We start from the raw sequence: 22,603 nt of genomic DNA, 5'->3' as shown, positions 1-22,603 counted from the left end.
CCTTCAATCTTTCTTGTATGCGATACAAGCGAACAGCCTTGTTGTATCACATACAATTTCGGTGTGGAGAAGAAGCGGACCGAAGCACCATCAACGTCGGCCCGGTCGCGTGATCGCGGTCGCGCGACGAGGCGCCGGCTGATCGAGGCAACTGCGCGGCTCTGCGAGGAGCGGCCCGGCGCCGAGGTGAGCGTCGCGGAGATCGCGAAAGCGGCAGGCGCCTTCCCCAATCAGGTCACCTACTACTTCGGTTCCAAGGACTCACTGCTCGTGCACGCCGCCTTCCTCGGCTTGCTGCACGACGCCCGACGGATCGAGCGCATCGGTCGCCAAGCCCCCGATGCGGCGACGTTTCGGCGCAACATCGCCCGCGCCGTGCTGGCCATGCCCTCGCTCCCGCCAGTCGCGCGAGCACTCGCCGCCGGAATCTCCAAACCAGAACTCGCCCCCGTGGTCGACCGGCACCTCCAGCTGCTGTTCCGGCAATCCGAGCGCTACGTGAGCCGGCTCATCGACAGTCGCGGCTGGAGGGCCCGCAGGCCGCTCGACGTGGAGGCCAGGACGTTCTGGAGCACCGCGCTCGGCGCGGTGCTGCTCGTCCGCGCCGGGGCACACGGCACTGTCGCCGACCTCGACCTCGCAGGAGCATTGACCATCCACGACGAATCCGATCCCGGCTGGGGCCTGTCCGGCGGATCAGGGCCGGACGGGCCCCAGCCCAGTCGAAGCGGACGCGGTGCGATGACCGACGGGCGCGGCACGGTGGGTCAGTAGCTGTAACCGGGCCAGTGGGGGTGGCCCCAGCGGTCATCGCCGGTGAGGCCCAGGAGCCGTATCCGGTCGAGGAGTTCGGCGGGTGCTCCGTGGGCGACGAGCCGGGGGCGGCCATGGTCCAGCAGCCAGGCCGTCAGTTCGGCGCACTTCTCCTGCCTGTTGTCCCAGGCGTCCCAGGGGAGGTCGTCGCCGAGCAGTTCGTACTCCCAGTGGTCGGCGGCTGCGGTGAGGTGCCGGTCGGCCGTGGTTCCGGACTGCGACTCCCAGTGGGCCAGCCACGGGCGGAGTTCGCCGGACGCCTCGGTGATCAGGGCGAGGAGGTCGTGGGCGGAGAGGACGGGGGCCGGGTCGGTGAGTGTGTCGGCCCACCAGGCGTCGAGGAACTCTCGTACCGCTGCGGCCTGTTCGGCGGGCCACTGCTGCCAGCGGCCACGGGCGAACGAGCGGCCGATGTCGTCCGGGTCGCGGTACGGGTCGGTGTGGCCCGCGACCAGGGACCGGGCGAACTGAGGGAGTATCCGGCGCAGCACGGAGGGGTGGTCGCTCCAGTCGGGAGCCGCCCAGGTGCGCCGCAGGAGGTCGGCGTCCAACTCCCTGTCCGCCACCTTGAGCTGGGCGAGCTCCTCGGCGCTGCCCCAGTGGCACTCGCAGTTGTTCTCGTCGGGGTGGGCGGTCATTTCGCGGAAGGTGACCGCGAGGCCGTCCAGTGCGGCGTCGAGGCGGCGGCGGGTGGGGCGCGGCACGGAGTGTGTCATGGGCGTTCACCTTCAGGGCTCCGGAGGCTGACGCCGGCCGAAGATTGCCACCTTACCGGGGAGGGAGGGGCGATGTGCCGACGGCCGGACACCGACGTGACGAACCGGAGCGACCCCGCCAACCAGTCGCAGTGCGGGGCTGGTTGACGGGGCCGGGGCGCCGACGCGTTGTCGTCGGCTCGCATCTCGTACGTTGTCCGGGCGGCCGGGCGTCCGGCGCAGGTCAGGCCTTGGCCGTGGCCTGTTCCACGGCGGCGTCGGCGCCGGTGCCGGACTCGGCGCGGCGCGCGGCCGGGATGGCGGCGGCGATCACCGCCGCGACCAGGGCGACGCCGCAGCCGACCATGAGACCGGTACGGAAGCCGTTCTCGGAGGTGAGGCTGTAGCCGCCCATGGTGACGGTCATCTGGGAGAGGACCACGCCGATCACCGCGGCGCCGATCGACGTACCGAGCGAGCGCATCAGCGTGTTGAAGCCGTTGGCGGCGGCGGTCTCGGACAGCGGGACCGAGCCCATGATCAGTGCGGGCATCGCACCGTACGCCAGGCCGACACCGCTGCTGGTCACCATGCCCACCACCATCAGGCCCCACGCGGAGCCCATGAGCACCAGCGCCAGGCCGTAGCCGACCGCGATGACCAGGACGCCGCACACCAGGGTGAACTTCGGGCCCCGGGCGTCGATGAGCTTTCCGCCGAGCGGGGAGATGAGCATCATCATGATGCCGCCGGGCGCCAGCCACAGGCCCGCCGCGAGCATCGACTGGCCCAGGCCGTAGCCGGTGGCGGAGGGGAGCTGGAGCAGCTGCGGCGCGATCAGCATGCTGGCGTACATGCCGAAGCCGACGAAGACAGAGGCGAGGTTGGTCATCAGCACCCGGGGACGCGCGGTGGTGCGCAGGTCGACCAGCGGGTCCCGGGTACGCAGCTCCCACAGGCCCCAGGCGAGCAGCACGACGACGGCGGCGGCGAACAGGCCGAGCGTGGTGGCCGAGCCCCAGCCCCAGTCGGCGCCCTTGGAGACCGCGAGCAGCAGGCAGACCAGGCCCGCCCCGAGGCCGAGCGCACCGAGCACGTCGAACCGCTGGCCCTTGGCACCGGCCGGCACATCGGGGATCAGGAACCAGATCAGCACCGCGACCACGGTGGCCAGGCCGGCCGAGCCCCAGAACAGCACCCGCCAGTTCGTGTACTGGGCGACCGCCGCGGCGATCGGGAGACCGAGCGCGCCGCCGATGCCCATGGAGGCGCTGACCAGCGCGATGGAGGAGCTGAGCTTCTCCGCCGGGACCACGTCACGCAGCAGGGCGATACCGAGCGGCAGCACACCCATGCCCATGCCCTGCAGACCGCGGCCGACGATCATGGGGACGACGGACGAGGAGAGCGCGCACACCACCGAGCCGGCGATCAGCGGCACGGAGCACACGAGAAGCATCCGGCGCTTGCCGACCATGTCGCCCAGACGTCCGGAGACGGGCACACAGACGGCGGACACCAGCAGGGTGACGGTGATCACCCACGCCGCGTTCGAGGGGGTGGTGCTCAGGATCTGCGGCAGCTCCGCGATGAGCGGGGTGACCAGGGTCTGCATGATCGCCGCAGTGGTGCCGGCGATGGCCAGCGTGGCGACTACACCGCCGCTGCGGGCTGATGGCTGGGGCGCGCCCATCCGGGACTCCTCGGGTATACATCGGAAGAAGGCTATGCATCGTACACACTTCATGCATCGGGCACGTTATATGTATGTTGCATAGAGCTGTGGGAGAATGGCGGCCGACATCCGGGTACAGGCCGGGACGCCCGGACCACAACAGGAGGCGGCAGGCGCATGACCAGGCCCACACACGAGGTCGAGTACGAGCAGATGCTCCTCAGCCGCCACGGCCTCCTGCAGAACAAGGGCGGCCGGCGCAAGGACGGCCTGATGGACCGCAGCGCCTACATCCTGCTCAGCCGCGTCCGTGTCCAGGGGCCCATGTCGATCGGTGAGCTCAGCGACGCCTTCGGGCTCGACGTCTCCACCCTCAACCGGCAGACCGCGGCGGCCATGCGCGCCGGACTCGTGGAACGCATCCCGGACCCCGAGGGCGGCATGGCCCGCAAGTTCCGGATCACCGACGAGGGCGCCCGCATGCTCGACGCGGAACGCGAGGGCCTCGTCGACTCCCTGGAGCGGGTCATGGCCAACTGGTCGGACGAGGACATCTCCGGCTTCGCCGCCTACCTGAGGCGCTTCAACACCGACATCGAGCGCCTGGCCGGCCGCCCCTGGCCGCGCCCCTGACCGTTCGCGAAGCCCGGGCCGCGGCCGCCGCGTGAGTCCCGCCCGTCTCGCGACGCCCGGGCCATGGCCGACGCGCGCCAGCGCGGCGCCCGGAGGAAGGGCCCGCGGCCCGGCGGGCCGGGGAATCCGCTCGACAGCGCGCCGTCCCGCCCGGCAGAGTCCGTCCATGAAGCCGCAGCACTGGCCCCTGTACGGGCTCCGCCTCCGCACGCCGCGCCTGGAACTACGTCTCCCCGACCTGGAGTTGCTGGACGACCTCGCGTCGGTCGCCGCCCACGGGGTGCACGCGCCGGACGAGATGCCGTTCACGGTCCCCTGGACCGACGTACCGCCCGAGGAGCGCGGCAGGGCAGTGCTCCAGCACGTGCTGTCCACCGTCGCCGGCTGGTCGGTACGGGACTGGGCGCTGAGTCTCGCCGTGCTGTACGAGGGCAGGGTGGTCGGGCGGCAGGACCTGATGGCCGAGGACTTCGCCGTGACCGGCCAGGTCAGCACCGGATCGTGGCTGGGCCTGGCCCACCAGGGCCGGGGCATCGGCACCGAGATGCGGGCCGCCGCCCTGCATCTAGCCTTCGCCGGCCTCGGGGCCCGGACCGCGGTGTCGGCCGCGATGACCGACAACCCGCGCTCGCTGGGCGTCTCGCACCGGCTCGGCTACCTGCCGGACGGCCTCACGGTCGCCGCCGTACGGGGAGCGCCGGTCACCCTGCAGCGGCTGCGGATGGACCGGGCGCGCTGGGAGGAGTGCCGGAGCATCGAGGTCACCGTCGAGGGACTCGAAGGCTGTCGGGGGGAGTTCGGGGCATGACGCTGCTGGTGCACACCTTCGTGTACGACGAGCCGGGGAAGCTGCGGCTGCTCGACGACCCCGAGGACGGCAGCGACATGGCCGGGTTCGAGAGCAGCCGGACCAGGCTCTGGGGCTCGGAGCACGCGCGGGCGATCGGAGCCCGGTTCTTCCCCGAGCTGGCCGCCGACGACCTGTACGTACAGCCGGAGGACGTCGAGGGCTTCCTCGCCGAGTGCGAGCTGATGCGCGGGCACACGGCGGAACTCGGTGCGCACAGCGGCTACGGGGAGGATTACGTGGCGGCCCGGCTCGCCAACATCACCCGGGCCGCGCTGCGGGCCCGGTCGGCGGGTGGCGGGGTGCTGGTCTGGTGAGCGGCGACGACGGCCGCGGGCGAAGGGGGCGAAGGGGACGAGTGGAGCGCGGGCACCGGGTCCGTCCGGCGACCGGAGGCGCGCGGTCGCCGGACGGGCCCGGTCAGCTCACTGAGCCGCCCAGGGGACCTGCGGCGCCCGGTAGTAGTTGACGCCCAGCGCCGAGAACCTCGGCCCCAGCGCGCCCAGCCGCACCTTGTACGTGTCCCAGTCGTGCGTGGCCGCGGGCGACCAGCCGAGCTCCGCGACCCCTGGCAGCCGGGGGAACGCCATCTGCTCGATCTCGTCGCTGTTGCTCAGGGTCTCCGACCAGAGCGGCGCCTCGACGCCGAGGACCGACTCCGCCGGGGCACCGGCCAGGTACGTCGCCGGGTCCCAGTCGTACGAGCGCTGCACCGAGACGTAACCGGCCCAGGCCAGGCCGAGCTTGGTGTCCTTGTCGTACTTCATGTCGAGGTAGCTGCGGTCGGCCGGGGACAGCACCAGCTTCGTGCCGTTCACGGCGGCGGCCGCGACCTGCTCGCGCTCGGCGGCGCCCGTCCTGTCGTAACCCCAGTACTGGGCGACCGCGCCCTTCACCGGCGTGCCCCCGGTCAGCTGGTGCCAGCCGATCACGGTCTTGCCGTACTTGCCGACGATGGCCTGCGCCTTGTCCATGAAGGCCACGTAGTCCTCGTGGCTGGTGGAGTGCGCCTCGTCGCCGCCGATGTGGAGGTACTTGCCGGGGGTGAGCTCGGCGAGTTCGCGGACCACGTCGTCCACGAAGTCGTACGTGACGGCCTTCGGCACGCAGAGCGAGCTGAAGCCGACGTTGGTGCCGGTGTACAGCGGCGGCGCGACCCCGTTGCAGTTCAGCTCCGCGTACGAGGCGAGTGCCGCGTTGGTGTGGCCGGGCAGGTCGATCTCCGGGACGACCTCCAGATAGCGGGAGGCCGCGTACCGGACGATCTCCTTGTAGTCGTTCTTGGTGTAGTAGCCGCCGGGGCCGCCGCCGACCTCCGTCTGGCCGCCGTACGTGGCGAGCCGCGGCCAGGAGTCGATGGCGATCCGCCAGCCCTGGTCGTCCGAGAGATGGAGATGGAGCTTGTTCATCTTGTAGAGGGCGAGCTGGTCGATGTACCGCTTGACCTCGCCGACCGAGAAGAAGTGCCGGGAGACGTCGAGCATCGCGCTGCGGTAGGCGTAGCGCGGGGTGTCCGTGACCGTGCCGCCCGCGACGGTCCACGGACCCTGCTGGGGGCTCTTCTTCTCCACGTCGGCCGGGAGCAGCTGCCGGAGCGTCTGGACGCCGTGGAAGAGCCCGGCGGGGCCGCGTGCGGTGATGGTGACGGAGCCCCGGCTCGACTTCAGGCGGTAGCCCTCGGCGCCCAGTTCACCGTTGCCGGGGTCGAGGCGAAGCCGGATGCCGTTGCCCGCGTCGCCGGTGACCGGCAGCGCGTATCCGGTGGACGGGCGCAGCAAGCCCGCCAGGTAGTCGCCGACCTTCCGGGCCTCGCCGGAGCCGTCGACGCGGATCCTGGTGTCCGCCGTGATGGTGTACGGGGTGCCGCCGGGCTTCGCCGCGGCGGGGGCGGGCACGATCTGGTCGAGCGGACGGGGCGAGGCGGCGGCCGGGCCGCTGTCCGCCGCCGCTCCCTCCGCCGCCGCGCCGATACCGGAGATCCCGGCCGCCGTGACGAGCAGCAGCGAGCCGAGAAGGCGGGGAAGGGCGGTGCGCTGTGTCCTGTGCAGTCTCACAAGCCGGGTCCCTTTCGACGGGTTCACACCTGTGGAGCTCCTGAACAACCGAACCATCACCATGCGTATCGCGCGCCTCACGCGTGGTCAAGGTGTAGACCACTTCGCTGTCATGCGGGCTGACAGAATCCGCTGCATGGCGGAAATAATCCAGCGCGACGGAACCTGGACCTTCGACGGCGAATCGGTACGGATCACGCCCGGCCGGGGCAAGGGCATCCACCCGCTCCGGGAGGGACTGGGCGAATGCGTCGTCCCACTGCCGGCGTTGGCGGGGATCTCCTTCGAGCCGGACCGCAGGGGCGGCCGGCTGCGACTGCGGCTGCGCGACGGCGCGTGCCCGGTCCTGCGGGCGGCGGACGGCCGGCTCAAGGACGGCGCGGACCCCTACCAGTTGACCGTGGAGAAGGACCGGACCGGGGTGGCCGAGTACTTCGTCGACGAGGTGCGCAACGCCCTGCTGGTCGAGCAGGTGCCCACCGGGGCGGTGGACGAGTTCCTGCTGCCGGGGCCCGCGGTGCCGGTCGCCGGCGGCGGCGGGGACGGCACGGCCTCGTTCGACGGGGAGACCGTCCGCCTCACCTGGAACTGGAAGGCCAAGGCGGCCAAGACGTCGGGCGGCCCGGTCCTGTTCCCGGTGTCGGAGGTGACCGGCGTGCAGTGGGTGCCCGCCATCGGCCTGGAGAACGGGCATCTGCGCTTCGTACGGGGCGAGGGGCCGGCACCGGCCCCGGCGGCCGAGTACGACCGGTACTCGCTGGACCTGTGGGGGCTGGCCAAGAAGGAGTACACGGCGGTGCTGGTCGCGGCGGCGGTGCTCGTACGGCTGCCGGGCACGGCGGCGGGAGCGGACGGCGCCCTCGAAGGCGCCACCACCGCGGCTCCGGAGATCGCACCCCCGGCCGCACCTGCGGAACCCGCCGCACCCGCACCGTCCGGCGACGATCACGACGCCCTGCTGCGCCGGCTGCGCGAGCTCGGCGATCTGCACCGCGCCGGGGTTCTCACCGACGACGAGTTCACCGCCGCCAAGCAGGCCGTGCTCAAGCGGCTCTGAGCGAGCAACCCCGACTCGTCCGCCCTTTTTGGGGTCCCGCGAGACGGCAATCACACCGACCCCTGCCCGATATCGGGCAGAATTGTTGCGTAAGCGCCCCGCCCACCGCAATATCAACGAGTGCTCGAACGCCGCCCGTCGCATGACGACCTCATCGATCACCTGGTGCGCAGCACCGCGCTCCAGCGCGGTGAAGCCGCCCGGGTGATCCTCGACGTGCTGGCGTACTTCGACGAGACGACCGACGACTTCGTCCGCCGCCGCCACCGCGAACTGCAGTCCGGCGGCCTGGTCAACGCGGAGATCTTCGAACGGATCGCGGCCGAGCTGCCGCACCGCGCGGTCGCGCCGCCGGAGCTCTCGCTCCGCCAGCTGCGCCGCATCGTCTACGGCTGAGCAACGGGCACCACAAGTACGTCGATGGAGGGGCAGAAACTTTATGTGCGGAATCGTCGGATACATCGGGAAGCGTGATGTGGCTCCGCTGCTGCTGGAAGGGCTGCAGCGGCTGGAATACCGGGGTTACGACTCCGCGGGCATCGTCATCACCGGCAAGGCGTCGGCCGGCAAGCCCGCCACCCTGCGGATGGTGAAGGCCAAGGGCCGGGTCCGCGAGCTGGAGGCCCGCGTCCCCAAGCGCTTCACCGGCACCACCGGCATCGCCCACACCCGCTGGGCCACCCACGGCGCCCCGAGCGACGAGAACGCGCACCCGCACCTCGACGCCGAGAACAAGGTCGCCGTCGTCCACAACGGCATCATCGACAACGCCTCCGAGCTCCGTGCGAAGCTCGTCGCCGACGGTGTCGTCTTCCTGTCCGAGACCGACACCGAGGTGCTGGTCCACCTGATCGCCCGCGCCCAGGCGGAGACCCTGGAGGAGAAGGTCCGCGAGGCGCTGCGCTCGGTCGAGGGCACGTACGGCATAGCCGTCATGCACGCCGACTTCAACGACCGCATCGTGGTCGCCCGCAACGGCTCCCCGGTCGTGCTCGGCATCGGCGAGAAGGAGATGTTCGTCGCTTCGGACGTCGCCGCGCTGGTCGCCCACACCCGCCAGGTCGTGACCCTGGACGACGGCGAGATGGCCACCCTCAAGGCCGACGACTTCCGTACGTACACCACGGAGGGCTCCTCCACGACGGCCACTCCGACCACCGTGGAGTGGGAGGCCGAGTCGTACGACATGGGCGGCCACGACACGTACATGCACAAGGAGATCTCCGAGCAGGCCGACGCCGTCGACCGGGTGCTGCGCGGCCGGATCGACGACCGCTTCGCCACCGTGCACCTGGGCGGCCTCAACCTGGACGCCCGCGAGGCGCGCGGGGTCCGCCGGATCAAGATCCTCGGCTGCGGCACCTCGTACCACGCGGGCCAGATCGGCGCGCAGCTGATCGAGGAGCTCGCCCGTATCCCCGCGGACGCCGAGCCGGCCTCCGAGTTCCGCTACCGCAACCCGGTCGTCGACCCGGACACGCTGTACGTCGCGGTCTCCCAGTCCGGTGAGACCTACGACGTGCTGGCCGCCGTCCAGGAGCTCAAGCGCAAGGGCGCCCGGGTGCTCGGCGTCGTCAACGTGGTGGGTTCCGCGATCGCCCGGGAGGCGGACGGCGGTACGTACGTCCACGCCGGCCCCGAGGTCTGCGTCGTCTCCACCAAGTGCTTCACCAACACGGTCGTCGCGTTCGCGCTGCTCGCCCTGCACCTGGGCCGCATCCGGGACCTGTCGGTCGCCGACGGCAAGCGGATCATCGAGGGGCTGCGCAGGCTGCCCGCCCAGATCAGCGAGATCCTGGCGAACGAGGACGAGATCAAGAAGATGGCGGCCGAGTACGCGGACGCCAAGTCGATGATGTTCATCGGCCGGGTGCGCGGCTACCCCGTCGCCCGTGAGGCCTCGCTGAAGCTCAAGGAGGTCTCGTACATCCACGCGGAGGCGTACCCGGCCTCCGAGCTGAAGCACGGGCCGCTGGCGCTGATCGAGCCCGCGATGCCGACGGTCGCGATCGTGCCGGACGACGACCTGCTGGAGAAGAACCGCGCCGCGATGGAGGAGATCAAGGCCCGCAGCGGTCGCATCCTCGCCGTCGCCCACCAGGTGCAGGAGAAGGCCGACCACACCATCATCGTGCCGAAGAACGAGAACGAGCTGGACCCGATCCTGATGGGCATCCCGCTCCAGCTCTTCGCGTACCACACGGCGCTGGCCATGGGCCGTGACATCGACAAGCCGCGCAACCTGGCGAAGTCCGTCACCGTCGAATAGGCCCGTGCAGGGGGCGGCCCCGGCGCGCGCAATGCTGTTCTGGTGCGCGCCGGGCGCCCTCGAATCCGCCATCGAGGGCATGAATTGCCGGTTTACGCAGGCGATTTGACGCCATGTCGAACGTGGGCGTCACACCGGTTCGCAGGGGTGACGGAGGGGATGCCGGGGCGATGGCGGAGAGATTGCGGGGGCGTCGGGCGCTCAGGGGATGACGACGACCGGGCGCTGCGCGCGCCGGGCGAGGCGGCCCGCCACCGAGCCGAAGATCCGGCCGACGATGCCGTGCGTGGAGCCGACGACGATGGCGTCGGCCGAGTACTCCCGGCCGACCTCCTCCAGCTCGTGGCAGATGTCCCCGCCGCGCTCCACGAGGACCCAGGGGACCTCGGAGAGGTAGTCCGCGCAGGCGAGCTCCAGGCCGAGCACCTCGGTGCGGTGATCGGGCACGTCCACGAAGACGGGCGGCTCGCAGCCTGCCCAGACCGTGGTCGGCAGCCGGTTGGCGACATGGACGATGATCAGACCGGAGCCCGATCTTCGGGCCATTCCGATGGCATAGGCGAGGGCGCGCTCACTGGAGGTCGAGCCGTCGAAGCCGACGACGACCCCATGGCGGAACGCGGGGTCGCACGAGTGACGTGTTTCTTCGACCGCCTGCGGGCCCGACATGGGGTCGGCTACCTGCTTGCGGTCGGCGGGTTCGGGGATTTCGTGACCGGCCATCGGTGTCTCGGCGAAGAGAGTCCTCGTGAGGAGAGCGACTTGGGGAAGGTGCGTCAGCGGGCGGTGATGCGGTGTCCGGGAATCATCTTCCCAACCCCTTACCCCCAAGGGTACGGCGCCACTCCTCCACTGCCCAGACCCGCGCAAAGCGCGCGCGACGTTTCACGGAGCATGCCCGAGGCGGACCCGGATGGCAATGCCGCTTGTGCTGTACACCGACGCCGCCGGGCCCGGACGACCGCCCACGGTGACCGGACGGCACCGTAACCGTCACCTTTTCCGGACGCCGGAAGGCCCCGTTCCCCCGCGAGACCGTCGGACGGATCACCATCCCAGGACCGACCCCGGGAGCCGGCAACCCGATCCCACGCGTCGCACCGCCCCCGTTCCGGACCGCCCGTCGCCCCCGTTCCAGACCGCCCGCCCCGTTCCCCGTACGCCGCCCGGCCGGCGACGGACACCGGCCCGCCCGGCGGAATCCGATCGCCACCGTTTGCCACCGGCCCGTTCCGTGCGATCGGCCGTCCGACCTGCCAAGGGGGCGCAAAGAAGCGGTTGATCACCCGGGTTGTGCGCCGGTTCAATGACTGAATCACACACGCACAACCATCTATTTTCAGCCAACTTCATACCCCCACCGACACCTTGCCGACTTGGCCGATCAACCCCCTTGCCACCAGGCAGGAAGAGACCGCGCGGTACGCTTCCACCCAACGGGGACGGGCCATGAACGCCAGGCGCACTTCCCTGAGCGTCCACCGGATGAAACGCTTCGTGATCGAAAGCTTCCCGCCAAGTTGCCTTGTCGACATAACGGCGGTTGGTGAACTTGTCACGTCGGCACCATGGGACGCAGTAGATTCGATCTTGGGTATCGAAGTCTGGGGAACTCGTGCATGACCGAGGGGAACAGTGCAGGTGCGACAGGCCCGTAAGGACCAGGAAGACGCGAACACCGAGGGGGGCTTAGCGTCATGAGCCAGGACTCCGCCGCCGCAACGGAGGCTGTACGGAAGCTCAGTGGCCGTCGACGACGAGAAGTCGTCGCCGTGCTGCTGTTCAGCGGCGGCCCCATCTTCGAGAGTTCGATCCCGCTCTCCGTGTTCGGAATCGACCGCCAGGACGCGGGAGTTCCGCGCTACCGACTCCTCGTCTGCGGCGGGGAAGAAGGGCCGCTGCGGACCACCGGGGGACTCGAACTCACCGCGCCCTACGGGCTGGAGGCGATCAGCAGGGCCGGCACCGTCGTGGTGCCCGCCTGGCGTTCGATCACCTCGCCGCCGCCCGCCGAGGCGCTGGAGGCGCTGCGCCGCGCCCATGAGGAGGGCGCCCGCATCGTCGGGCTGTGCACGGGCGCGTTCGTGCTCGCAGCCGCGGGCCTGCTGGACGGCCGCCCGGCGACCACACACTGGATGTACGCGCCGACGCTGGCCAAGCGCTATCCGTCGGTGCACGTCGATCCGCGTGAGCTCTTCGTCGACGACGGCGATGTGCTCACCTCCGCCGGCACGGCCGCCGGGATCGATCTCTGCCTGCACATAGTCCGCACGGACCACGGCACGGAGGCCGCCGGGGCACTGGCCCGCCGGCTCGTCGTGCCGCCGCGGCGCAGTGGCGGTCAGGAGCGCTACCTCGACAGGTCTTTACCGGAGGAGATCGGCTCCGACCCTCTCGCAGAGGTCGTGGCCTGGGCGCTGGAGCACCTCCACGAGCAGTTCGACGTGGAGACGCTGGCCGCGCGCGCCTACATGAGCAGGCGGACCTTCGACCGCAGGTTCCGTTCGCTCACCGGCAGCGCACCGCTCCAGTGGCTGATCACCCAGCGGGTGCTGCAGGCGCAGCGGCTGCTGGAGACGTCCGAGTACTCGGTCGACGAGGTGGCGGGCCGCTGCGGCTTCCGCTCACCGGTCGCGCTGCGCGGACACTTCCGGCGTCAGCTGGGCTCCTCCCCCGCCGCGTACCGGGCCGCCTACCGGGCCCGCCGTCCGCAGGGCGGTGGCCCGGAGCCCGTGGCCGCGGTGACCGAGCCCGTGGTGCCCAGCCAGGGCAACCCGGTGATCCGGCGCGCCACGGCCGCGGCCGCACCGCCGGGTACGCATGTCGTCACGGCGCCACCGGCCGGCCCGGTCCAGCCGGAGCAGGGGAAACCCGGCCCCGACGCGTACACGACCGGACGACCGACCCTGCCGGGGCAACGGAGTGCCCCGTAGGGTGGGGCCATGAACGATCGCATGGTGTGGATCGACTGCGAGATGACCGGGCTCTCGTTGACGGAAGACGCACTCATCGAGGTGGCCGCGCTGGTCACCGACTCGGAGCTGAACGTGCTCGGCGAAGGGGTGGACATCGTGATCCGCCCGCCGGACGCGGCCCTGGAGACCATGCCCGAGGTGGTGCGGCAGATGCACACCGCCTCGGGCCTCCTCGACGAGCTGGCCGGGGGCACCACCCTGGCCGACGCCGAGGCCCAGGTGCTGAACTACGTCCGCGAACACGTCAAGGAGCCCGGCAAGGCCCCGCTCTGCGGGAACTCGGTCTCCACCGACCGCGGGTTCCTGGCGCGGGACATGTCGGCCCTGGAGGGCTACCTCCACTACCGGATCGTCGATGTCTCCTCGATCAAGGAGCTGGCGCGCCGCTGGTACCCGCGGGCGTACTTCAACAGTCCGGCCAAGAACGGCAACCACCGGGCGCTCGCGGACATCCGTGACTCCATCACGGAGCTGCGTTACTACCGCGAGGCGGTCTTCGTGCCGCAGCCCGGCCCGGACTCGGAGCGCGCGAAGGCCATTGCGGCGCGCGTCGCACCGCCCGCACCGTAGGACCCTGTGAAGCCGCTGGTCATAGCCCTTTCGGGGGTTGGGACCGGCGGCTGAACAACTGGGGCGCGAGCACCCTCTCGGACCCTGTACACTTTTTCTCGGCCGGTCAGAAAAAGACCGGACATGGTGGGTATAGCTCAGATGGTAGAGCACCTGGTTGTGGTCCAGGATGTCGCGGGTTCGAGTCCCGTTACTCACCCTGAGGGGAAGGGCCCCGGTCTTCGGACCGGGGCCCTTCTCGTTTCTGAGTCCCCCTCAGCCGCCACCTCGATCACCACCCCGGCCGCCCTCGCGGGCGACCGTGTGACGGTCGTCACGAGGAGTCGCGGACGACCAGTTCGGTGGGGAGCACGATCTGCGGGCGTTCCTGGGTCTCGCTCGCGATCTCCTTGAGCAGGACGCGGGCCATCGTGCGGCCCATCTCCTCGATCGGCTGGCGCACGCTGGTGAGGGCCGGGTCCATGTGGCGGGCCACCGCCGAGTCGTCGAAGCCGATGAGGGCCACATCGTCCGGGATGCGGCGGCCGGCCTCGCGCAGGACCTGGCGGGCGCCCGCGGCCATGACGTCGGAGGCGGCGAAGACCGCGTCGACGTCGGGGCGGCGGGCCAGCAGCTCGCGCATGGCCCGTGCGCCGCCCTCCTCGGAGAAGTCGGCGGGGGCGATCAGCCGCTCGTCCGGTTCGAGACCCGCCTCCCGGACCGCGGCGCGGTAGCCGTCGAGGCGGCGCTGCGCACCGTGGACGTCCCGGGGCCCGGTGATCGTGGCGATGGCGCGCCGTCCCCGGGTCACGAGATGGGCGACCGCCGCGCGGGCTCCCCCGAAGTTGTCGGAGTCGACCGCGGCGAGCGTTTCCAAGGCCGACCTGCGGCCGCCCATCACGGCCGGCATGCCGAGCTGCTCCAGCAGGTCCGGCAGCGGGTCGTCGGCGTGGACGGAGACCATCAGCACACCGTCGACGCGGTGCGCGGTCAGGTACTGGGCCAGCCGGCGGCGCTCGCGGTCGCTGCCGACGAGGGTGAGCAGCAGTTGCATGTCGGTGTCGGCGAGCGCCGCGCCGACACCTCGGACGATGTCGGAGAAGTACGGCTCGGCGAAGAAGCGGGTCTCCGATTCGGGCACCACCAGGGCGATGGCGTCCGTGCGGTTCGCGGCGAGCGCGCGGGCCGCGCGGTTGGGTACGTAGCCCAGCTCGGCGACGGCCGCCTCCACCGCCTCGCGGGTCTGCGCGCTGACCCGTGGTGAGCCGTTGATGACCCGCGAGGCCGTGCCGCGCCCCACTCCTGCCCGTGCCGCGACTTCTTCGAGCGTGGGCCGGCCACCGCTCCGTACTCGCGCTGCCGTCATGGCTGCCTCCCGTTCGCGGTCAATTTCTCACAGCCGGGTGGCCTGGCCAAGTCCTGGTATCGGCGCCTCCGGCAGCCCGTACGGGACGGGCAGCCGCTCCGCATCACCCTTCTGGGAGCGCTCCCATCCTACGCTGGCGGCGGATGACGCCGGCGTACCAGTGGGCGCTCGCCTTGGGGATGCGGCGCTGGGTGGCGTAGTCGACGTAGACGGCGCCGAAGCGCTTGGAGTATCCGTAGCCCCACTCGAAGTTGTCCATCAGGGACCAGAGGAAGTAGCCGCGTACGTCCGCCCCGGCGGCGATCGACCGCCGCACGGCGTCCAGGTGTCCGCGCAGGTACTCGATCCGCTCGGGGTCCTCCACCCTGCCCTCGGGCGAGACGTAGTCGTCGAAGGCCGCGCCGTTCTCGGTGACCATCAGCGGCAGGCCGGGGTTGTCCCGGGCCACGTCCATGAGGAGCTCGTACAGCCCGTCGGGGTCGATCGCCCAGTTCATGGCGGTGCGCTCACGGCCCTCGGCCAGGTGGAAGGCGACGTGTTCGGAGCCGGGCCACGGGGAGTGGTCGCTGTTGCCGTGGCCGTCGTCGCGCGCGTCGCCGGCGCCGTCGGCGGGCGTGGAGACCAGCGTCGGTGTGTAGTAGTTGACGCCCAGGACGTCGACCGGGCGGGAGATGACCGCCGGGTCGCCGTCGTGGACCAGCTCCGACCAGTCGACCAGGTGCTCGGTGTCGGCGATCAGGTCCTCGGGGTACGCGCCGTGCAGCATCGGGCCGGTGAAGATCCGGTTGCCGACCGCGTCGATCCGGCGGGCGGCGTCCGCGTCGGCGGCGCTGCCGGTCAGCGGGCGGACGTGGTGGAGGTTGAGGGTGACCGAGATCCGCGCGGTGGCGGGGAGGCGGTCGCGCAGGACCCCGGTCGCCCGGCCGTGGGCGAGGTTGAGGTGGTGGGCGGCACGCAGCGCGGCGGCGGGCTCGGTGCGGCCGGGGGCGTGCACGCCGGAGCCGTAGCCGAGGAAGGCCGAGCACCACGGCTCGTTGAGGGTGGTCCAGGTGCTGACGCGGTCGCCGAGGGCCCCGGCCATGATGTCGGCGTAGTCGGCGAAGCGTTCGGCGGTCACGCGCTCGGGCCAGCCGCCCGCGTCCTCCAACTCCTGGGGCAGGTCCCAGTGGTAGAGGGTGGCGACGGGTGCGATGCCCGCTTCGAGGAGTTCGTCGACGAGCCTGCGGTAGAAGTCCAGGCCGCGTTCGACGGCGGGGCCGCGGCCGGTGGGCTGCACCCGGGGCCAGGAGACGGAGAAGCGGTAGGCCGTCAGGCCGAGCCGTTTCATGAGCGCCACGTCGTCGCGGTAGCGGTGGTAGTGGTCGGCGGCGATGTCTCCGGTGTCGCCGTTGCGGACCTTGCCCGGGGTGCGGCTGAAGGTGTCCCAGATGGAAGGGGTCCGGCCGTCCTCGGACGCGGCGCCCTCGACCTGGTAGGCGGCGGTGGCCGCCCCCCAGACGAAGCCGCTGGGGAATTCCGCCGCTTCGGATGCGGCCTTCGGGGCGGTGTCGGGTCGTACGGCAGTCATGCGGGAGCGCTCCCAGGGTGGATGGGCGGGGGGGAAGGAACGGGAGGGGCGGAGAGATGCGGGTGGTGCGGCTTCGGCCCTTGGCGGCGGCGGTGTCAGCCCTTGACGGCGCCGGACATGATCCCGCCGACGATCCGCTTGCCGAAGACCACGAAGACCACGAGCAGCGGCAGGGTGCTGATCAGCGCACCCGCCATCACGATGCTCTGGTCGGGCACGTAGGAGGCGCTCAGCTGGCCGAGGGCCACCTGGAGCGTGGGGTTCTCCTGGTTCAGGGCGAGGTACGGCCAGAAGAAGTCGTTCCACGCCTGTACGAAGGTGAGCATGCCGAGCACCATCATGGCCGGGCGGGCCACGGGGAGCACGATGCTCCACACGACACGGAGGTTGTTCGCTCCGTCGACCTTGCCCGCCTCGATGAGTTCGTAGGGCAGCGCCTCGCTGAGGTACTGCCGCATGAAGAACACTCCGAACGCGCTCACCAGCGTCGGGAAGATCACCGACTTCAGCTGACCGCCCCATCCGATGTCGGACATCATCATGAACAGCGGTACGACGCTGAGTTGGGGCGGGATCGTGAGCGTGGCGACGACTGCGGTCATCAGTGCGCCGCGGCCCCTGAAGCGCATCTTGGCGAAGGCGTAGCCGGCCAGGGCGCAGAAGAAGAGCGTCGCCGCAGTGATGCTCGCGGAGACGATGAGCGTGTTCCAGATGGCCTTGCCGAGATGGGCCTGTTCCCAGGCCGCTCGGAGGTTGTCGAACAGGTTGCCGCCGGGGACGAACGGCGGGGTGGTGTCCAGTATTTCGTCCTGGCTACGGGACGCGGCGACGAGTGTCCAGTACAGCGGGAAGAGGGAGCCGATGCCGACGACGGCGAGGGCGAAGTAGGCGAAGGGGCCGGCGTGGTGCTGGCGGCCCGCGCCCTGCTTGAACCTGCCGCGCCGAGGAGGAGTGCCGGGGGCGGCGGCCTTGGACACGCGGCGGCTGTCCGGGGCGGTGACGGTGCTGGTCGTGGTCATGGGTATCGCTCCCGGTCAGGCCGAGGTCTTGCGCACGGAGCGCCCGACGAGCCAGTTGATCGCGGCAATGAGCAGCAGCAGCGCGAGCATGGCCCAGGCGACCGCGGCGGCCGGACCGAGGTGTCCGAGCTTCCAGCCGTAGTTGTAGAGGTAGACGCTGAGCGTCTCGTACTGGTGCTCGTTGCCCCCCTGCGCTCCAATGGTGCCGCCCTCCAGGAGCAGCGGCTCGCCGAACAGCTGCATCGACCCGATGGTCGAGATGACGATCGTGAAGAGGATCGTCGGCCGCAGCGCCGGGATCGTCACCTTGCGGAACTGCTGCCAGCGCGAGGCGCCGTCGAGCGAGGCGGCCTCGTAGAGGTCGGACGGGACGGCCTGCATCGCGGCCAGGTAGATCAGGGCGTTGTAGCCGGTCCAGCGCCAGATCACGATGACCGAGATGGCGATCTTGGACGACCAGTGGCCATTGGCCCAGTTGGTGTCGCCGAGACCGATGAAGTCCAGGGCCCAGTTCAGCAGGCCGCCGTCGGCGCGGAAGACGAGGGCGAAGACCAGGGCGGCGGAGGCCACGGAGGTGGCGTACGGGGTGAGGATCACCGTCCGCCAGAAGGTGCTGGCGCGCAGCTTGTAGTTCAGCAGGTGGGCCAGGCCCAGCGCCACCAGCAGCTGCGGGACGGTGGAGATCACCCCGATGACGAAGGTGTTGCCGACGGCCGTCCAGAACTCCGGGTCCTGGAGGATCCTGCTGAAGTTCTCCCAGCCGACCCATTCCATCCGGTCGAGGCTGATCATCTCCACCCGGTGCAGGGCGATCCAGCCGGTGTAGAGGAGGGGGTAGAGCCCGAAGGCGCCGAAGACGAGGAAGAAGGGTGCGATGTAGGCGTAGGGGGACGCCTTGTCGTCGAAGCGCCACAGCCGGCTGCTCCATGCCTGGCGGCCGGGGGACATGGGCTTCGGGACGCGACGGTCCGGCTTCGAGCCGGGTGCGCCCCGGGCGGGGATCGAGGTTGCCACAGGTGGGAGTCCTTCCCTGGGGTGTGCCGACACCGCAGGGGCAGGCCGGAGTTCTGGTCAGGTCCGGCGGTGGTGTCGGAGTCCGTGCGCGGGGCCGGCGGGGAGGTGCGGCCCCGGTGCGGGTGGGCCGGGACGCGGATGTGGGGTCCCGGCCGCCCGCATCGATGGGGAGTTCAGCCGATCACCTTGTCGATGGCCTCCGTGGCGGCCTTCCAGGCGTCGTCCGGCTCGGTGCCCCGCTGCTCCATGTTGTTGATCTGGGTGGAGATGCTGTCCTTGATGATGCCGTCCTTCGGGCCAAGCACGGCCGCGGGGATGATCTGGGCCTCCGCGGCGTAGATCTCACCGATGGGGGCGTTGTTGAAGTACGCGAGCTCGGCGCTCTTCACCTCGGGGAGCTCGTAGGCACCCTTGTTCGACGGGAAGACACCGACGGCCTTGAACACGGCGGCCTGCTGCTCGGGGGCGGTCAGCCACTTGACGAGCTTCTTCGCCTCCTCGACGTTCTTTCCCTTGGCGGGCACGGCGAGGAAGGAGCCGCCCCAGTTGGCCGCGGTCTCGCCCGGGGTGCGGGCGATGTCCCACTTGCCCTTGAACTCGTCACCGGCGTACGTGGCGATCTGCGCGGCCATCCACGCGGGGCAGGCGACCGTGGCGACCGTGCCCTTGCGCAGTGCGGCCTTCCACGGGTCCTGGAACTGGGCCAGGCCGGCGGTCAGATCCTTCGCGGCGGCCTCGGCGGCGAGGTTCCAGCCCGCCTTGACGCCGGCGCTGTCCTTGTAGATCGCCTTGCCGTCCTTGGCGTAGTACTGCTCCTCGTTGGAGGAGACCACGCTGTTGTACATGGCGCTGGCGGAGTCCATGTAGAAGGTGCCCTTGGGGGCCTTCTTCTTGTACTCCTCGCCGAGCTTCAGGTAGTCGTCCCAGCCCCCGGCGACCTTGGCGGCGACCTCCTCGCGGTCGGCCGGGAGACCGGCCTGCTCGAACAGGTCGCGGCGGTAGCAGAGCGACATCGGGCCGATGTCGGTGCCAGCGCCGATGACCTTGCCGTCGTCGGTGGTGGCCTGCAGCGCCTTCCAGTTGACCCACTGGCCGGAGTCGATGGCCCCGGCCAGGTCGGCGAAGGCGTCCGCCTTGGTGTCTACGAGCTCCTTCACCCGGCCGACCTCGATGCCCTGGATGTCGGCCAGCCCGCTGCCCGTGTTGAGCTGCTGGAGGAACTTCGGGTAGTAGACCTGCTCGTCGGCGGTGACGTTCTCCTTGACCGTGACGTTCGGGTGCAGTTCGTGGTATTTGGCGAAGAGTCCGGCCTCCTTGTACCCGAACTGCCCGAAGTCGGCGACGGTCAGCGTGATGTTCCCGTTCGCGTCGGGGCCGGTGCTGCCCGACTGGTCCGAGTCGCTGCTGCAGCCGGTCAGCAACAGGGCCGAGGCCGTCAGGCCCGTGGTGGCCAGGACCGCGGCTCTGCGGCTCCGGCCGGTGACGGTGCGGGTGATGCGCATTCCACTACTCCTTGTTCCGGGGTGGGACGTTCCGGGGTGACGTCCTGGGGAGGTGTTCCGGGGGCGAGGCGTTCCTGGGCGGTGCGTCTCTGGGCGGGGCGTTCCGGATGTGTTCCGGTGTGTTCCGAGTGAGGGGGAGGGCGCGCGCGGTGCCGTTCGGGCGGGAGGGCCGTTCAGCGTGGGAGCGCTCCCATGCATCGATGTCGGAAGGTTCCTGCCTCGAAGGGGTGGGTGTCAAGAGTTGAAGACGCTTCCGTTGCCCGAGCGTGTCCGGCAAGTCACGGGACCGTGTCCTGCCGAGGGCTTGCCACAACCCGTATGCGCCGCCCGGGATTTCATGCTGTCCGGGGAATGCGCAGGTCGGAGCCATGCCGGGCAGGACGCACCGCGCGCCGGCCGCGCCGGACCCCGCGTCCGCGCCGGCCACCGGCAGCGGTTCCCGTCATCCGTGGTTCACACCGGCCCGCCCGCCGGAAGGTGAACGGGGCGCCAGGCGGCGGGGCGGCCGCGGGCACGTCCGCCTTCTCTCTCCGAAGCCGCTCTCCGGCGACCTTCGGAATCGGCCCACGCCCTGCAGGGACGGCCCGCGCCTACGCCCGCCGCAGCCCTCTGGAGTCGGCCCGCGCCTGCCCCTCCCGCAGCCGGGCCAGCGTGGATTCGAGTTCTGTCTGCGCGGCCCGGCCCGCCGATTCCGCGTCCCCGGCCACCACGGCCCGCACCAGCGCGTCATGGACGGCATCGCCGTGTCCGGGTCCTCGCGGCGCAGGCCGAACAGCTCCACGAGGTCGATCAGTGCGGGCGCGAACTCGCCGAAGAGGTGGGCGAGCACGGGATTGTGCGCGGCGGCCACCACGGCCCGGTGCAGCGCGATGTCCGCGTCGACGAACTAGGCGATGGGCGGGTTCAGCCGAAGGCCGAGGGCGGCGGTGCCGGGGACGGCTTGGCGGCCGCGTCGCTCACCGCGGCCGCGCCGCCGGTGAAGTCGGCCAGCGCCCGCCCGTGTTCGACGCGTCCGGGATGCGGATCGGTCGCCACCCGGCGGGTCAGCTCCGCGACCTTCAGCGGCAGGTCCGAGGCGAGCAGCACGGCGTTGCCGAAGCGGCGGCCGCGCCACACGGCCGGGTCGGCGGCGAGCGCCAGTTCCGGGAAGACCGTGGCCGCGGTGGCGATCTGGCCGCGCAGATGGGTCAGCGGCGGCCCGTCCGCGAGGTTGGCGACGTAGCTCCCGCCGGGCTTCAGGACGCGGCGGACCTCGGCGAGGAATTCGGTGCTGGTGAGGTGCGCGGGGGTGCGGGCCCCGCTGAAGACGTCGGCGATGACGAGATCCGCCCAGCCGTCCTGGATCTTCCCGAGCCCGGCGCGGGCGTCGGTGGCCCTGACCCGGATCCTGGCCTGCGGGTCCAGCGGCAGTTCCCGGCGGACCAGTTGGACGAGGGCGGCGTCCACCTCGATGACCTGCTGGGTGGAGCGGGGCCGGGTCGCGGCGATGTAGCGGGCGAGCGTGAAGGCGCCGCCGCCCAGGTGCACCACGTGCAGGGGCTGTCCGGGGGGTGCGACGAGATCGGCGATGTGGCCGATCCTGCGCTGGTACTCGAAGGACAGGAACGTGGGGTCGTCGAGATCCACATGGGACTGCGGGGCGCCGTCCAGCGTCAGCGTCCAGGCGTGCGGCCGCTCCCGGTCGGGCACCAGCTCGGCGAGGGAGCCGTCCACCGGTTCGGCGAGGGGCTCCGCCCTGCGTCCGGCGCGCCCGGCACCACGTTCGGTCCTGCTCCCGGTCCTGCCGTCGTCCTTGCGGTCGGACCGCTTGCGGGAGCCCGCACCCCCGCCCGACGCTCCTCGACGTGCCACCGCTGCTCGTGCCTGCTCACTGCTCTTCGCTCCGGACCGGTACGGAACCGGCCGTGCCGGGGAAACCCGCCCACCTGCCCATTATGGGCGCGGCCGGGAAGCCGGCGGTCGGCGCACGGTCAGCGGCAGCTGTCGGCCGCCTCGATCAGCCGGGCCGCCTGGTCGAGTGCGGCCCGCAGCACGGCCGGATCGGTGACCGGGGCGTCGCCCTCGGGCGGCAGCAGCCAGCCGCTGCCGGTGACCGGCGGCTCGGCGGGGATGCGCAACCCGCGGCCGGCGGTCTGCGTACAGGCGCTGCCCGGTACGTCCCACTCCTCGGCGGTCCCGGGCGGCACGAGGAAGCCGAGGGTGTCGCAGGTGCCGTCGTGCAGGACCGGGCCGATGTCCCGCTCGGCGTCCCGGCGCAGGATGTCCACGGCCTCCAGGCCCTGGCGGGCCGGGACCGTCACCAGGTCGCAGGGCTCGGCCCCGGGACCCTCCGTGGACGGGGGCGCCGCGACACCCGTCGCGGCCGGGCGCGTCGCAGTGGTCCGTGCGTCGGTCTCCGTGCCGGGATGCAACAAGGGACCTCTCCTCTCATCGCCGGGCGGAGTCGGTTTCCGTCTCCGCATGGACCAACGCGCCGACCGCGTCAAGGGCTACGGTGCCACGCCGCCGCAAAGGGTGGCAGTTCATGGCGGATCGCGGGCGAGATGCCCGACTTTGCCCGGAAACGCT

20 protein-coding genes, 1 tRNA gene and 1 pseudogene are annotated in these 22,603 nt (G+C 71.0%); 10 read left to right on the top strand and 12 right to left on the bottom strand.

Annotated features, from left to right (window positions below):
• The first annotated feature begins 63 nt into the window (after positions 1-63).
• Positions 64-774 carry a TetR/AcrR family transcriptional regulator C-terminal domain-containing protein gene (locus ACIRJP_RS30790; protein ID WP_404181074.1) on the top strand — a complete coding sequence of 237 codons (711 nt, stop codon included), beginning with the start codon at positions 64-66 and terminating at the stop codon, positions 772-774.
• On the opposite strand, the gene ACIRJP_RS30785 is transcribed toward ACIRJP_RS30790, so the two are convergent.
• Together ACIRJP_RS30785 and ACIRJP_RS30780 are read right to left on the bottom strand one after the other, a co-directional pair.
• A complete protein-coding gene (locus ACIRJP_RS30785; RefSeq protein ID WP_404181071.1) occupies positions 768-1,529 on the bottom strand; it encodes a hypothetical protein in 762 nt (253 codons plus the stop codon). The two genes, ACIRJP_RS30790 and ACIRJP_RS30785, sit on opposite strands and share 7 nt — an antisense overlap.
• Positions 1,530-1,752: 223 nt before the next feature.
• Positions 1,753-3,201, bottom strand: a complete 1,449-nt coding sequence (locus ACIRJP_RS30780) for an MFS transporter (RefSeq protein WP_404181068.1) — start codon at positions 3,199-3,201, stop codon at positions 1,753-1,755.
• Between the two features lie 159 nt (positions 3,202-3,360).
• Here ACIRJP_RS30780 and ACIRJP_RS30775 point away from each other — a divergent pair, with 159 nt between their 5' ends.
• The 3 genes from ACIRJP_RS30775 to ACIRJP_RS30765 all read left to right on the top strand — a co-directional run bounded on the left by ACIRJP_RS30775 (position 3,361) and on the right by ACIRJP_RS30765 (position 4,980).
• The gene (locus ACIRJP_RS30775; protein WP_404181065.1) at positions 3,361-3,816 is read left to right on the top strand and encodes a MarR family winged helix-turn-helix transcriptional regulator; all 456 of its coding nucleotides are present in this window, start codon (positions 3,361-3,363) and stop codon (positions 3,814-3,816) included.
• A 166-nt stretch (positions 3,817-3,982) separates the two neighbouring features.
• Positions 3,983-4,624, top strand: a complete 642-nt coding sequence (locus ACIRJP_RS30770) for a GNAT family N-acetyltransferase (protein ID WP_404181062.1) — start codon at positions 3,983-3,985, stop codon at positions 4,622-4,624.
• Entirely contained in the window at positions 4,621-4,980 is a 360-nt protein-coding gene (locus ACIRJP_RS30765) for a hypothetical protein (protein ID WP_404181059.1), read from the top strand. Before ACIRJP_RS30770 ends, ACIRJP_RS30765 begins: the two co-directional genes overlap by 4 nt.
• A gap of 108 nt (positions 4,981-5,088) precedes the next feature.
• Here ACIRJP_RS30765 and ACIRJP_RS30760 read toward each other — a convergent pair whose 3' ends face one another.
• Complete coding sequence (locus tag ACIRJP_RS30760) at positions 5,089-6,717, bottom strand: beta-N-acetylhexosaminidase (protein ID WP_404181056.1); 1,629 nt, start codon at positions 6,715-6,717, stop codon at positions 5,089-5,091.
• A gap of 136 nt (positions 6,718-6,853) precedes the next feature.
• Here ACIRJP_RS30760 and ACIRJP_RS30755 point away from each other — a divergent pair, with 136 nt between their 5' ends.
• From ACIRJP_RS30755 to glmS, 3 genes are all read left to right on the top strand, one after another.
• The gene (locus ACIRJP_RS30755) at positions 6,854-7,774 is read left to right on the top strand and encodes a DUF4429 domain-containing protein (RefSeq protein WP_404181053.1); all 921 of its coding nucleotides are present in this window, start codon (positions 6,854-6,856) and stop codon (positions 7,772-7,774) included.
• Positions 7,775-7,894: 120 nt separating this feature from the next.
• Positions 7,895-8,170, top strand: coding sequence for a hypothetical protein (locus ACIRJP_RS30750; protein ID WP_072489218.1), 276 nt, complete (start codon positions 7,895-7,897; stop codon positions 8,168-8,170).
• Positions 8,171-8,213: 43 nt separating this feature from the next.
• Positions 8,214-10,043: a glutamine--fructose-6-phosphate transaminase (isomerizing) gene (gene glmS, locus ACIRJP_RS30745; protein ID WP_404181050.1), complete on the top strand. Its 1,830-nt coding sequence runs from the start codon at positions 8,214-8,216 to the stop codon at positions 10,041-10,043.
• 201 nt (positions 10,044-10,244) lie between these two features.
• Here glmS and ACIRJP_RS30740 read toward each other — a convergent pair whose 3' ends face one another.
• Positions 10,245-10,766, bottom strand: a complete 522-nt coding sequence (locus ACIRJP_RS30740) for a universal stress protein (protein ID WP_404181047.1) — start codon at positions 10,764-10,766, stop codon at positions 10,245-10,247.
• A 974-nt stretch (positions 10,767-11,740) separates the two neighbouring features.
• Here ACIRJP_RS30740 and ACIRJP_RS30735 point away from each other — a divergent pair.
• From ACIRJP_RS30735 to ACIRJP_RS30725, 3 genes are all read left to right on the top strand, one after another.
• Positions 11,741-12,976 carry a helix-turn-helix domain-containing protein gene (locus ACIRJP_RS30735; RefSeq protein WP_404181044.1) on the top strand — a complete coding sequence of 412 codons (1,236 nt, stop codon included), beginning with the start codon at positions 11,741-11,743 and terminating at the stop codon, positions 12,974-12,976.
• Between the two features lie 9 nt (positions 12,977-12,985).
• Entirely contained in the window at positions 12,986-13,588 is a 603-nt protein-coding gene (orn, locus tag ACIRJP_RS30730; RefSeq protein WP_351260684.1) for an oligoribonuclease, read from the top strand.
• A gap of 126 nt (positions 13,589-13,714) precedes the next feature.
• A tRNA-His gene (locus tag ACIRJP_RS30725) sits at positions 13,715-13,787 on the top strand.
• 114 nt (positions 13,788-13,901) lie between these two features.
• Here the strand turns inward: ACIRJP_RS30725 and ACIRJP_RS30720 are convergent.
• The 8 genes and pseudogenes from ACIRJP_RS30720 to ACIRJP_RS30685 form a co-directional block, all read right to left on the bottom strand.
• Positions 13,902-14,933 carry a LacI family DNA-binding transcriptional regulator gene (locus ACIRJP_RS30720; RefSeq protein WP_404181042.1) on the bottom strand — a complete coding sequence of 344 codons (1,032 nt, stop codon included), beginning with the start codon at positions 14,931-14,933 and terminating at the stop codon, positions 13,902-13,904.
• Positions 14,934-15,036: 103 nt separating this feature from the next.
• Positions 15,037-16,500 (bottom strand): GH1 family beta-glucosidase, encoded by a 1,464-nt coding sequence (locus ACIRJP_RS30715; RefSeq protein ID WP_404181039.1) that lies wholly within the window; start codon positions 16,498-16,500, stop codon positions 15,037-15,039.
• Positions 16,501-16,595: 95 nt separating this feature from the next.
• Positions 16,596-17,519 (bottom strand): carbohydrate ABC transporter permease, encoded by a 924-nt coding sequence (locus tag ACIRJP_RS30710; RefSeq protein WP_404181036.1) that lies wholly within the window; start codon positions 17,517-17,519, stop codon positions 16,596-16,598.
• Positions 17,520-17,534: 15 nt separating this feature from the next.
• Positions 17,535-18,533, bottom strand: coding sequence for a carbohydrate ABC transporter permease (locus tag ACIRJP_RS30705; RefSeq protein WP_404181033.1), 999 nt, complete (start codon positions 18,531-18,533; stop codon positions 17,535-17,537).
• 173 nt (positions 18,534-18,706) lie between these two features.
• Entirely contained in the window at positions 18,707-20,035 is a 1,329-nt protein-coding gene (locus ACIRJP_RS30700) for an extracellular solute-binding protein (protein WP_404181030.1), read from the bottom strand.
• Positions 20,036-20,625: 590 nt separating this feature from the next.
• Positions 20,626-20,921 (bottom strand): annotated as a pseudogene (locus tag ACIRJP_RS30695) (FadR/GntR family transcriptional regulator); the annotation flags it as partial.
• Between the two features lie 17 nt (positions 20,922-20,938).
• A complete protein-coding gene (locus ACIRJP_RS30690) occupies positions 20,939-21,886 on the bottom strand; it encodes a spermidine synthase (protein ID WP_404181027.1) in 948 nt (315 codons plus the stop codon).
• A gap of 119 nt (positions 21,887-22,005) precedes the next feature.
• Positions 22,006-22,449 (bottom strand): hypothetical protein, encoded by a 444-nt coding sequence (locus ACIRJP_RS30685; protein ID WP_404181024.1) that lies wholly within the window; start codon positions 22,447-22,449, stop codon positions 22,006-22,008.
• Between the last annotated feature and the right edge of the window lie 154 nt (positions 22,450-22,603).

It is taken from the genome of Streptomyces sp. NPDC102437, assembly GCF_044765565.1.
Classification (GTDB): domain Bacteria; phylum Actinomycetota; class Actinomycetes; order Streptomycetales; family Streptomycetaceae; genus Streptomyces.
The sequence above is the reverse complement of the archived record's forward strand: the minus strand, read 5'-3'. Positions and strand labels throughout refer to the sequence as shown.